The sequence below is a fragment of the Flavobacterium shii genome (assembly GCF_025847235.1).
GTDB lineage: Bacteria > Bacteroidota > Bacteroidia > Flavobacteriales > Flavobacteriaceae > Flavobacterium > Flavobacterium shii.
On sequence record NZ_JAOZEW010000001.1, the window covers coordinates 351655 to 364660 of the forward strand.

Genomic DNA, 13006 nt, shown 5'->3' on the forward strand with positions numbered 1-13006 from the left:
AAAGTAATAGAGCAATTACTTTTGAAGAATTTGAGGAAATAAAAAAAATTAATGACGCATAAATAAAATGAGATTATAATAATGTACCAAAATATTATAATCTCGTTTTTATTTCCTCAATAAAATAAGCAGTCGGCATTCCAGTTCTCGCAAAAAAAGCATTTGCAAAACGTTGTGTACTGCTAAAACCTACTTCTTCGGCAAGTGCTTTATTCGTATATTTTCTTAGCTGCTTATTTTCCTTGAGCTGACTGATTAAATAATCCACCTTAAGGTCATTGATATATTCTACAAATTTTTTACCTCTATAATGTTGTATTATTTTTGATAAATACCTGGCATTAGAATCAAAAGCAACAGCAAGTTTTATTGATGTCAGATCTTTTTCTAAAAACTTTTTTTCTCTTTCAAATTTTTCTAATTGACTAAGAACCGAATTGACCGTTTCAGGATTTATATCCAGTACATTGGACTGTATACTTTTGCCTTCTGTTTTGGGCATTTCGTTTTTTTTCATAAGCTCATCAAACTTACGCTTGTAAACGCGCTTATTTCTAATGTATCTGTATGCTATAAATAATAGTAATGAAAATAAACCAACTATAATACTTGTAAGAATTAGATCATTGTATTTTCTATTCTCAAGAGAAGTTTCAATATTTTCTTTTTCAGCTAACAATTGTTTTGTATCATATTCTTTATGAATTCTTCCTGATAAATATCGATATCTTTTATTTAAAATACTGTCAGCCTTAATCAGTTTTCTAATGTAATGAAGTTGTAGCTTAAGATCCTTTTTTGATTTATAGTGATCAATGAGAATCTCAAAATTCTCTCGAAGGTCTGGTCGGATGTATCCTTTTTTTTCGAATATATTATCCACTCTTTTAAAATACGACAACCCTAAGTTTGTTTTTTTAAGATCCCAATAACTTTTTCCAATATAAAAATAACCCACAGCTTCATTACCAAAATCTTTGTTTTGCAGTAACGTTGGAAGCGCATAAGTTATTTTTTTAATAGATATTGACAAATTGTTTTTAAAATATTCATTGATACCTTCTGAATGAATAAAATAATCCTTCATTTCTTCGTTACCAAGTCGTTTCCCTTCAACTAATCCCAGATTGTTAATGTCTGTACATAGTCCATAATTTCCAATTTTATTATAACATAACCCCAAAGAATGAATTGAGTTTAGATAGGCACGGTCATTTTCTTTGTCCGTTTTAAAGTAATCAATACATTCCCTGAACAATGATATGGCTTCATTATAAAATCCCAAATAGTATTTTATACTGGCAATACTGTATTTCACTTTATAAATTAAATATTGATCGTTGGTTTGGGATATAAAATTATTGGCAACCAAATAATTATCCAAAGCTCGTCTGTGTTTCTTTTGTCCGTAATACACAATCCCTTTAGATAGGTACGCAGACCCAATTAATGCGTTGTCTTTTGATTTTACCGCCGTAGAGATCATACTATCGGCATACACAAGCTTTAATTTTTCCGGTAGATAAAATAAGTAGTTTCTGTAACCATTTATTATTTCCTTAGCATTTTTTTCCTGCTTAGCCTTAAGCAAAAAGTATTGGAGGTATAACAATTGTTTACTACTGTCCTTTTCCCATTTTTCGATTCGTTCATAAAGATAATCATAGCTCCTATCACGAAGCGTATCAGAAAATCTGAAATCAGTTTTCTGCGCGTTAATTTGTTCTACCAAACAAAGAGATAGTAATAAGAGGACCACTTTAATCATCGGTTCAATTAAGAATGAGGAATCTTTTTCTCTACAAAATCATTTTTCATTCCAAGATTTAAGCCTTTAGAAATCGTGTAAGGTGATTTTGCGAGAAATTCCCTCAAATATAACATAAACAATTGATTACTAGCGAATAATTTTAAAAAAGAGGTGTGGATTTTCGGAAAATCCATACCATTATTATCGAAAATCCATACCTATTGTGTTGTGAAACCGGAATGCTCCTTTTAGCTTTGCTTCGAATTCAAAAGCAAAAAAAATTTAGCATCGTGCTAAATTAAAGTTCTGCTTACCTGGGTAAAATGAACTGACCAAAAAAAGTCAGCCACATTTAACACATCTTAATCATGAAAACAATATCGTTATGGCTAGTGATTTTACCATCGCTACTAATCTCATGTACTAATGAACAAATTATTACAACCGGCGTTGAAAATATTTCAAAAAAAACGGCTCTAAATTCGAAAAGCTCAATTCTTAGAGACCCTGCTAATCCAGCCAATCCATACGATGCTGCTGGAAAAGCACATAATGCTATTCTCGAGATCTATGAAACGTTGGACACCAGCACTGATACTACAATCCTTAGGATTAGCCAACGCGTCAATGAAATAGCTTTGCAAAACAAAGAGTTAGCCACCTTAAACATGGGAAATGACACTTCTCTTATAAGTCCGAAAGAAATTGAAGAAATTTTAAGAAACCCTATGGTCAAATTTGACCAAAGCCTTTCAAAATCAGCTATGACAAATAGCGCAAAACTTTGCCTTTCCGATTTTATTGATTCGTTACTGTTATTAGAAAAGGAAGATTATGAATTAATTTATCAAACTATTGTTTTGTTTGAAGCTTCTGTTATAAATAATAAAAAATTTACTGCACTTGACAAGAAAATAATTTTGAGTGCGACATCTATTGCAAGATATCTTATTCAAGTTAAAAAGAAACGAAAAGATCCCGATTGGAAAACATCTACAGGTAATCTAATTGGAGGAGTAATAGGTGCAATAGACAATTCGTTTAAGGCAGTTACCGCCTCAGTTATAATTGGTGTTAGCAACCAAAAAAACATTCTAACCAAATGATGGAGCGAATATTTTTGATTGAAAAACAATTAATATGCATTTTTTGTGTGTTGTTAATCGTCTTCAATCTTGTCAGCCTTTACTTCATCATGGACTTACTAAGCTATGATGAAGTAATTGCTTATCTCGCCAATGGCGAGTTGAAGGGTAGTAATCCGAGGAATGTGGCATTTCTTTTCTTCGGAACTACGGTTTCAAACATGTTCTTTGTTGCTGTTTTTTTGATGGTAAAGTACTCAAACATACATGAGCCGTCTCTAAAGTAAGTGGAAATTTATTCATAGTACTTGAAAGCTAAAAATCTATTAGAGGTTATTATCGTGGGAAATAAAAATTTAATTAATCCGCAGTTAGGTTTAAAAGTCTCTGTTCTTGAAAATTTCACATCTAAGATTTCAATTAATGGACTATTTAAAGACAGTTTTTTTTCCATACTAATGGTAAATTCAGGTTCACTCTGTACTAAAATGAACGATGAAAAAATTCACCTATTTGTGAATGATATTATCATAGTTCCTCTCAAAGCTTCTTTTGAAATTCAACATAAAACCAATCCACTGCAAATTTGCATGTTATCTTTTAGCGAAGAGTTTGCTTATGAAAACAGTATAAGTAGGTCACATATGGGATACTTTGAGTTTTTTATTGCTAAATACCCTTTCAAAATTTCACTTAAGAATAAGGATACTTTGCACTTAATTTCTCTTTTTGAACTGTTGCATCGCAAAGCTGTACGAACAAATAAACAGGTTTTTAAAGAAGAAGTTCTTCTTCATAGTTTTAGTTTACTTCTTTATGAAGTAACAGAAAAATACAATAAGTATTATAAATTGAACATAAAAGACAGCCTTAAAGAAAAAATGATGATACAATTCTTCAAAATTTTGGAAACAAACTATAAAGAACAACATGGAGTAAAATTTTATGCTGCTGAGTTATGCATAACAGCAGATCACCTTACAAAAATTGTCAAGGATGGTACCCGAAAAACAGCCAAGCAATTTATTGTTGACGCAATAATTCTGGAAGCAAAACACCTGCTTCAGAAGGAGGATTTAAATATCATTAATATAGCAGAAGAATTGCAATTTGGCAATTCTTCTTTGTTTAGTAATTTTTTTAAAAAGCATACTTCCCTGTCCCCTAGTGAATACCGTTTAAGCTTAAATATTGAGAATACTATGAAATAATTGTTTTGACCGGGTTAGTAATGTTCTATTGCTTTAGAGTACTGAGGCTGCAAGTCTAGAGTACTATTTACTAATTAAAAGTAAAAAGAATGACTCAAACCTATCTTTTAGAATGGATTGACCTAATGGTGACTTCAACTCTTAATCCAAATAAAACAGATCTTACTATGATTACTACAATTCAATCAAGAGAGATTATTGAAAAAGCGACCCAGCAAACTTTATTTATTCAATCACAGTTCACTATCCAGGTATTTTCCTTAACCAAGGAAAAACAGATTAAAATTTTAGTTGGGAACTACTATTCTACATTGCTTTTTCTTCAAGACAAAATAATCGAAATAAACAGTAATAGCACTTTCAGTACGGATAATCTAAGGGAAGTTACATCTACCTTATTTTCTTGTTTAGATGAGCTAATAACTTTTGTAGAGTCAAGGTTTGCAAATTATCTAAGTGAACCTTTTCAAGTTATTGAAAGGAAGACAAATCGCACTATGGTGATAGATTATCCTTCTGGTAAAGTTTTATGCCAACTTTCTACAGATCAGACAGCATTAATACTTCGCGCTTCTGATGAGTTAAAAATTCTCATTTCAAAATCAATGAATCATTTATTTAAAACGATTGTTCCTTTCTTGTCTACACCAAACAAAGTAAATCTTTCGTATGATTCCATGCGTAGTAAAGCTTATGTTGCTGAAGAGCGGGATAAGGAAATTGTCATTGAAACATTGGAACGCATGATTAAACAGATTAAAGAATATTAACTGAATACTAATAATTTAAAATTTAGAAACATGAAAAAATTACCCTTTATTCTTACCGCAGTGATTCTTATAATCACAAGCTGCCAACCTAAAAAGCTAGATGAGAAATTGGCTACCGAACTTATTATAGACAAAAAACGTTATCCTAAAATTGTTGACCATGATATTTTCTGCAATGATCCAGCTCATGCATACACAATTTTTAAATCAGGACTCGTAGAAAAAGGATTTGTAAAAGTACTTCAAAGCAAGAAATTTGGAGATACAACTTCTTTTGTGAGCTTTACCTCAGCAGCAAAACCTTACTTACTGCCGACAACGGCAGATGATAAAATAAGTAAAATACAACGTGTAAAAGTTGCAAATGAAGAGTTTGGAGCAATTGGAGCAATCAGAATTATGAGTTCTGGAAATAAGGCAATTGTGGAATATACTACAATTCGAAGAAAAAATGATTTTGCTGCTGCTATGAAAAATGGCTTGCGAGATACGGTGAATCATGAAGCTTATTTTTTACGAACCGATGATGGCTGGCAACTAATGGATAAAAAGTCGGAAATTGAATTTTTATCATATTAGGATAAAGATAACCATCCTAAAATAGTTTATTTGATCATCAAATTAGCCTCCCATTCGGGAGGCTTTTTTATTTTTTCTACTTTTTTTTATTTTTTTTCTACCTGATTTTACTGGGGGTCCAACGGGGTACAACTGGGGTACAACAAAAAGTTGGACTTGTAGCGGGGATTCAACCAGCGTTTCTTTGCCCTGTAATTATGAACATCCGGATTTGGAACTATTCCCTCTTTTCGGATTGCAAGGAACTAATGTTAAACGATAAAATTACAGAGCGTATGTTTACAAACATTTCATGGACCCATTACATAGTTGTAATTGTCCTTCTAGTAGCAAGTTGGTATTTATTTGTTGGTTTACGATTTTACGTAAATGACATCAAAGAAATTGTAACTGGAAAACGAAAACGTCCAATGGGAGAATTAGGGGATACAAATTCTTACGAATCCCAAGCAATGCTAAATTCTCAGGAAGCACTACAAACTAATGCTGCACAATCTTCATTTGGAGAATTTGATTCCACTTTTCAGCAGGTGGATGGTTTAGTAGAGCGATTGAAAAGTGTTATCGCAAATGCTGCTAAAAGAAAGCTTCTGAAACAAGAATTCATGGATTACCTCAGATTAGTTCTTGCGGAATACCCAACAATCAAAAATTCCTCTTTTAGCCCTTCAGTTAGTGAACTAATTGTCTCAGAATGTGACAAACTCGATGCAGTCACTCTAAGCCAGGAGGAAGCGGAAGGATTATGGAATTAAAAAACTACAATTTTTTTAACGGAGGAAATGCCCCTGTCCGTCCCGGCGCGGTATGGCTTATGTGACAGGAAGAGGAATTGCGACAGCGGTAACTTCCTCCGTTTTTTTACCTAATTATTTGAACTTTAAAATAATGTGTCATGAAAAAATGCGAATGGAATTTTAGAAAGTTTACACCACACAAATTTGCGATTGCTGCTATCATCCTTGCATTGTTGGTATTTAATTATCAGAGCTACGGTCAAGATGGACTTGCGGGAATCAATGAAGCGAACCAACAGGTTAGAAGTTATTTCGACGCCGGTACCGACCTTATGTACGCCGTTGGAGCACTACTTGGATTAATAGGAGCTGTGAAGGTATATCAAAAATGGAATGCGGGTGATCCTGATACTGGAAAAGTGGCTGCAGCCTGGTTTGGCAGTTGTGTTTTTCTAGTGGTTGTTGCCACTGTAATTCAATCCTTCTTCGGTATTTAAAGCGCGGTGCTATGGAAAATCTTCTGAAAGAAAAGTTATGGTTCTATATCATCCATAACAATCCCGATCTGATGTTTACACTTCAGGAAGGGTACCTGGTAACAGATTACCTCAATGAAAAAGTAAATGGTGTACTATCCATTATAGAGGAAATGCAAGCAGACAACATACCTGCTTACATCATCGAAGAAATTTGTCTCAATCTACTTACTGAAGATTTAAAGCCATCTCGATTCCTATATATCAAGAACCTCTTGGAAGAAGAGTTTGAGGAAAGCTATTCCGATTTTCAGGAATCAGGCATTCTCACATATGAGGTAATCAACCTTATAGAAAGTTGCAAGCCCATTTTTGAAACTATCGGTTTTACAAAAGAAAATGAAGAAGATCCTACACTAAGGAATACCCTAATAGGTCAGATTGCTGACTATCTAAGTTGAGCTATTTATAGCAATATGTAGTATGAAAAGGAGTAATTATGGCGTACAATCTATCCCAAAAACTAAGTGCCAATATCAAGGCTATTTCCATTGCCATGCAATGGAAACCAGGTGATGCTTTATCGGAAGAAGCTGTTGCTGTTCTTATGGCATATGCTGGCTTTGGGGGAATCAAGGTTGTATTGTATCCTAATGGTACAATCGAAGACTGGATAAAATCCGGAGCAACTAACGAAGATTTGAAGCTGCATTCAGAGATGACTCGTCTGCACGAATTATTACAGGAACACTATTCTGAAAAGGATTATAATGCGATTGTTTCTTCGCTACGCAACAGTGTACTAACGGCATTTTACACTCCGGAAATTGTGCCCAAAACCCTGTACACTATTTTGCAAGAACAAGGCATAAGTCCCAAAAGATTATACGAACCATCAGCCGGTTCAGGTATTTTTATCACTGAAGCAGGCAAGGCTTTTCCAAATTTGGAACAAATTACGGCTACAGAGAAAGACAAATTGAGCGGTTTGGTTCTTTCGGCATTAAACAGTACGCTGACAATAAAAAGTACCACACATGTTACAGGATTGGAAGAAGCACCCACAAATGATAATAGCAGTTATGATCTGGTAGTGAGCAATATTCCCTTTGGTAATTTTTCAGTTTATGATGCAGCCTATCCCGATAAAGCAATTTCTGGAAAAATCCATAATTATTTCTTTGCAAAAGGATTGGATAAGCTTGCGGATGGCGGTCTTATGGTTTATATCACGACTGACGGTTTTTTAAATAGTCCTTCGAATCAAGGTGTCCGCACATACGTTTTTCAAAATGCAGATTTTGTAAGTGTAGCCGTTATGCCAGATAACCTAATGAAGGAAACAGGAAATACAGATGCCCCCAATCATTTGCTTATTATTCAGAAAAATGAACACAAAGAAACATTGTCTGAAAAAGAAAATGAACTGCTGCAAACTGTTGAACTGGAAAATGAGTTTGGAAAATACAATACCAATAAATACCTGCACAATCGACCAGAACTCATAATTGGAGATGAAGTGTTCGCAGGTAAAAACCAATATGGTCAGGCGCATCAAAGCGTCAGACAAAGTGGTAACATTAATTCTGTTGCAAATCCTCTGGCGCAAAATATTACTAGTGGACTAAAAGATAATTTCAGTTTAGAGCGTTTTGTGTTGGCTCAAAAAATTGGTATCATTCATCAACCTGAAATATCCGGAAAAAAATTCACCTACCTGGCTATGCCGGAAAGTAAAGCAAGTGGTATTTCCGTTCAGCTGGGATTGTTTGATACTGCACCAGCGGAGAATATCAACCGCGCGATGGATTATATAAATCCGCTCGATGAAACTGTAGTGGATAAAAAAACGGCAAGAATACTCAGTACAATCTGCACAAAAGATAATCCATCACATGAAAATGTGGTACTTATTACCGCCAAACAAAACAAGTCCAATAGGTACTTCTATAAATTGTATTCTAATGTAAAAGAAATTGATGGTTTTTCAGCCAATTGGATGAATGGCGGATTATTGCCTCATGAACTATTGGCGCTGTCCAATACTCTTCAAGAATATGACCACTCCTATGTATATCAAGGAGATAGAATACTTGAATCTGCCTTTTATTTAGAAAGACAGCTTTATGAAGAAAATCTTTCATCCAAACCTTTCTATAAAGAAGGAACACTCGTTAGGCTTGGCGAAGCTATAGGAATTATAAGTGACACCAATAGCAAGCACAAACAGGCTTTTTTTCTTCCATTAGCATCACAAGGCAATCTGAAATTTTACGATTCCTATATTAGGATTCGAGATAATTATTTAGAGCTATTTAAAAAAGAACAATCGGATGAAGCTGCAAGTAAGGAAGTCCGTGAAAATCTGGATCAGCATTATACAAAGTTTGTTTCTCAGTACGGTATTCTTAACAGCGCTGAGAATCGCAGGCTAATTATGCAGGATTCCGCTTTTGGCTTCACTATCCTTTCTTCACTGGAACGTAAAGAAGGAGAACGTTATGTGAAGTCCGATATCCTAAGTGAATCTATAGTACAACAACAGGAACGTTATTATACAAATGATCCGGTTGAAGCATTAGCCCGTAGCCTAAATGAAAAAGGAACTGTGGATTTAGGATTTATATCTGCTGCAACTGGACTTGAAGAAAATGAAGCCATAGAAAGTCTTAACCAGCATATTTATCTAAATCCGATACGTCAGGATTGGGAGACTTCAGATTTGTATCTAAGCGGTAATGTAGTAGAAAAATTGCAACAGGCTAAAAATGCAGTACAGCAATATCCTGAAAATATGCAATATTATAAAGCAATGCAGGCGCTGGAAAAAGTACAGCCAGAGCGCATTCCATTTGAGTTACTTGATTTTAACCTTGGGGAGCGATGGATTCCCATTCATTACTATGAAAATTTTGCCAGACAATTATTTGATCAGGCAACTGAAATTAATTATTTCCCATCACTGGATACTTTTAAAGTTAGCACAGGACATAATACTAAAATAGATAGGGAATTTGCAGTAACTCCAAAAAGTGGGAGAACCACTTATGGCTACACCATACTAGAACATGCACTCGAGAATACGGCTCCGTTCTTTACTTATGAGGTGGATGGACCAGCAGGAAAACCCATACGGTTGCCTGACAATGAAGCTATACAACTAGCACATCAAAAAATCGAGAACATCCGTAATGGGTTTATTGAATGGTTACAGGAATTACCAGTAAGTGATAAGAATGAATTGGAAAATTTGTATAACAATACATTCAACTGTTATGTATTACGTGAGTATGATGGCAGCCATCTCAGTTTTCCGGGCTTGGATAAAAAAGCACTTGAAATTGAAGACTTATACAGCTCTCAAAAGAATGCTGCATGGCGTATCATTCAGAACCGTGGCGCTTTAATCGATCATGAGGTTGGACTTGGTAAGACACTTACTATGATTGTGGCTGCCAATGAAATGAAGCGATTAGGAATTATACATAAACCTGCAATACTGGCGCTGCATGCCAATGTAGATCAAATAGCATCGACTTACCGCAAGGCATATCCCAATGCAAGGATTTTAGCTCCTGGAGAAAATGATTTTACTCCAGCTAAAAGAGTACGGTTATTTCATGAAATAAAAAACAACAACTGGGATTGCATCATTTTGACACACGATCAGTTTGGTAAAATTCCACAGTCACCAGAAATCCAGAAAGAGATACTGCAAAATGAACTGTATAACGTAGAACGAGATCTTGATACAGCAAAAGATTTAGGTGGGGATATATCAAAAAAAATATTAAAAGGTCTTGAGATACGAAAAAACAATCTCGATGGTAAACTAAAAAAAGTACTGAGCGATATAGAAGACAAAAAAGACAGTGGCATCAACTTTAGAGAAATGGGTATTGATCACTTGTTCGTGGATGAATCACACAAATTCAAGAACCTAACCTTCACTACCCGTCATGATCGTGTTGCAGGAATTGGAAATATACAGGGAAGCCAAAAGGCGCTTAATATGTTATTTGCAGTACGCACGCTTCAGGAAAAATTTGACTCCGATTTGTGTGTGACCTTTCTTTCGGGAACCCCAATCTCCAACAGTCTTACCGAAATGTATTTGCTTTTCAAATACCTGCGCCCTAAAGAAATGGAACGCCAACATATTGAAAATTTTGACGGCTGGGCTTCCGTTTTTGCCAGAAAAACAACTGATTTTGAATTTTCAGTTACTAATGAGATTATTGCCAAAGAGCGTTTTCGTCATTTTATTAAAGTTCCCGAACTCGCCTTGTTCTACAATGAGATTACTGACTATAAAACGGCAAAACATATTCATCTGGACAAACCTGAAATTGATGAGCAGCTTGTCAATATTAGTCCAACGCCGGAGCAAAGTGAGTTTATTGTCCAACTTATGCAGTTTGCAAAAACCGGTAATGCAACCCTGATCGGGAGAGCACCTCTTACTAGAGAAGAAGATAAAGGAAGAATGCTAATTGCTACCAATTACGCCAAAAAGATGGCTGCCGATATGCGCTTGATAGATGAAGGATATGGTGATCATCCCAATAATAAAGTCAATACATGCGCTAGAAATGTAGCTGAATTTTACAATACCTCTATGGAGCATAAAGGCACTCAGATCGTTTTTTCGGATATCGGGACACCTAAGCCGGATGCCTTTAATATGTATGATGCACTTAAAGATAAACTGGTAACGGATTTTAATATCCCTGCCCACGAAATTACCTATATACACGATTGGACCGATAAAAAGAAAGCTCAACTATTTTACAAAATGAACACTGGCGAAATACGTATTTTGCTAGGAAGCACAGAAAAAGCTGGTACGGGGCTTAATGTACAAAAGCGTGTTGTAGCCATGCATCATCTTGATATTCCCTGGAGACCTTCAGATCTGGGACAGCGTAACGGCCGAGGGGGAAGACAAGGAAATGAAATTGCCAAACAGCATTATGGCAATAAAGTAAAGAATTTCATCTATGCTACTGAGCAATCATTAGACAATTATAAATTCAATCTATTGAAGAACAAACAGACTTTTATCAGTCAGATGAAAAACTGTGAACTTAATGTTAGGACCATTGACGAAGGAGCGATGGACGAGCAAAGCGGAATGAACTTTTCGGAATATATCGCAGTATTATCAGGTGATACTTCTTTACTGGAAAAATCAAAATTAGAAAAAAAAGTAGCGGTAATGGAAAGCCTTAAAAAGGCACATTACAAGGAAGCTTCCAGAACTAAGTATCAGCTTGAATATTTACTTGAGGAAAAATTGGTGACTGCCAAAACACTGGATAAACTCATTGCCGATGATGGATTCTACAAAAAGAACCTGAAGTACGAACCGGATGGAACCAAAGCAAATCCGCTGCAATTATATGGTTTTCAAATGCAGGACTCCGAAAATATTGGCAAACAAATAATTACGCTGTATAAAGACTGGAAACCTCCAGAAGGAGAAAATGAATCCAAACAGATTGGGAAGTTATATGATTTTGGACTCTATATAAAAAGAGAACGCGAAGCCTATCAAAGTGATGGATTGTACCAATACCGCTACTCCAACAGCTTTTATGCACAGCGCTTAGAAGATGGGATTAAATATACTATTAATGGTGGTACTCCAAATATAGATAACCCAAAATTGGCAGCCCGTCATTTTCTCAGTGCCATTGATCGAGTAGAATATCTCAGGGAAAAGTATCAAAAAACCATCAAAGATATTGAAAGGCAGTTACCAGATTTACAAAAATTAGTAGCGAAACCCTTTAGCAAAGAGAATGAGTTGCAACAAATGAAAATTGAGTTGTCTAGTCTCGAAAGAGAAATTGCCTTAAAGATTCAGGAAAATCAACTCAAACAAGGCAATCCCCAAGATAGCAGTACCGCAGAAGAAACTATAGCATCTGGTGTGGTATCAGTAATTCAATTACCAGTAACGAATAAGGAAGGATCTGCACATTTTACAGCAGTTGAGGGTGATGGTGATAAATGGCAGCAACGTGCATTTTCCGAAATGAGACGTAACAGCAGGATGAAATTTTAAATAGTATAATATGTCAAATAGTGTCTATCAAATTAACAAGGGAATAAACCAAAGCATCGAGTTTCGGGGACTTAAGGCGCAGTATATATGGTATTTGGGTGGGGGTGTTATTGTACTTATGATCCTTTTTGCAGCCATGTATATAGTAGGATTACCATCATTTCTCTGCATTGGAATTATCGGGATATCAGGTACGTTGCTGGTTTTAAAAATATACAAAATGAGCCACAAATATGGAGAGTTTGGAATGATGAAATCACTTGCAAAACGACAAGTTCCAAAAGCTGTGAAATCCCAGAGCAGAAAAATATTTATGATGCACAAATGA

11 protein-coding genes are annotated in these 13006 nt (G+C 35.2%); 10 read left to right on the forward strand and 1 reads right to left on the reverse strand.

Annotated features, from left to right (window positions below; all coding sequences use genetic code 11):
- Positions 1–94: 94 nt before the first annotated feature.
- On the reverse strand, positions 95–1768 hold the full coding sequence (locus OIU83_RS01435; RefSeq protein ID WP_264204498.1) for a helix-turn-helix domain-containing protein: 1674 nt from the start codon (positions 1766–1768) through the stop codon (positions 95–97).
- 350 nt (positions 1769–2118) lie between these two features.
- Here OIU83_RS01435 and OIU83_RS01440 point away from each other — a divergent pair, with 350 nt between their 5' ends.
- The 10 genes from OIU83_RS01440 to OIU83_RS01485 all read left to right on the forward strand — a co-directional run bounded on the left by OIU83_RS01440 (position 2119) and on the right by OIU83_RS01485 (position 13006).
- Positions 2119–2856: a hypothetical protein gene (locus OIU83_RS01440; RefSeq protein WP_264204499.1), complete on the forward strand. Its 738-nt coding sequence runs from the start codon at positions 2119–2121 to the stop codon at positions 2854–2856.
- 89 nt (positions 2857–2945) lie between these two features.
- A complete protein-coding gene (locus tag OIU83_RS01445) occupies positions 2946–3122 on the forward strand; it encodes a hypothetical protein (protein WP_264204500.1) in 177 nt (58 codons plus the stop codon).
- A 21-nt stretch (positions 3123–3143) separates the two neighbouring features.
- Positions 3144–4046: a helix-turn-helix domain-containing protein gene (locus OIU83_RS01450; RefSeq protein WP_264204501.1), complete on the forward strand. Its 903-nt coding sequence runs from the start codon at positions 3144–3146 to the stop codon at positions 4044–4046.
- Between the two features lie 89 nt (positions 4047–4135).
- A complete protein-coding gene (locus OIU83_RS01455; RefSeq protein WP_264204502.1) occupies positions 4136–4816 on the forward strand; it encodes a hypothetical protein in 681 nt (226 codons plus the stop codon).
- 30 nt (positions 4817–4846) lie between these two features.
- The gene (locus OIU83_RS01460) at positions 4847–5395 is read left to right on the forward strand and encodes a hypothetical protein (protein ID WP_264204503.1); all 549 of its coding nucleotides are present in this window, start codon (positions 4847–4849) and stop codon (positions 5393–5395) included.
- 197 nt (positions 5396–5592) lie between these two features.
- Complete coding sequence (locus OIU83_RS01465) at positions 5593–6150, forward strand: hypothetical protein (RefSeq protein WP_264204504.1); 558 nt, start codon at positions 5593–5595, stop codon at positions 6148–6150.
- A 140-nt stretch (positions 6151–6290) separates the two neighbouring features.
- On the forward strand, positions 6291–6629 hold the full coding sequence (locus OIU83_RS01470; RefSeq protein WP_264204505.1) for a DUF4134 domain-containing protein: 339 nt from the start codon (positions 6291–6293) through the stop codon (positions 6627–6629).
- An 11-nt stretch (positions 6630–6640) separates the two neighbouring features.
- Entirely contained in the window at positions 6641–7069 is a 429-nt protein-coding gene (locus OIU83_RS01475; RefSeq protein ID WP_264204506.1) for a DUF1896 domain-containing protein, read from the forward strand.
- A 38-nt stretch (positions 7070–7107) separates the two neighbouring features.
- On the forward strand, positions 7108–12678 hold the full coding sequence (locus OIU83_RS01480; RefSeq protein WP_264204507.1) for a helicase-related protein: 5571 nt from the start codon (positions 7108–7110) through the stop codon (positions 12676–12678).
- Positions 12679–12688: 10 nt separating this feature from the next.
- Positions 12689–13006 carry a DUF4133 domain-containing protein gene (locus tag OIU83_RS01485; RefSeq protein WP_264204508.1) on the forward strand — a complete coding sequence of 106 codons (318 nt, stop codon included), beginning with the start codon at positions 12689–12691 and terminating at the stop codon, positions 13004–13006.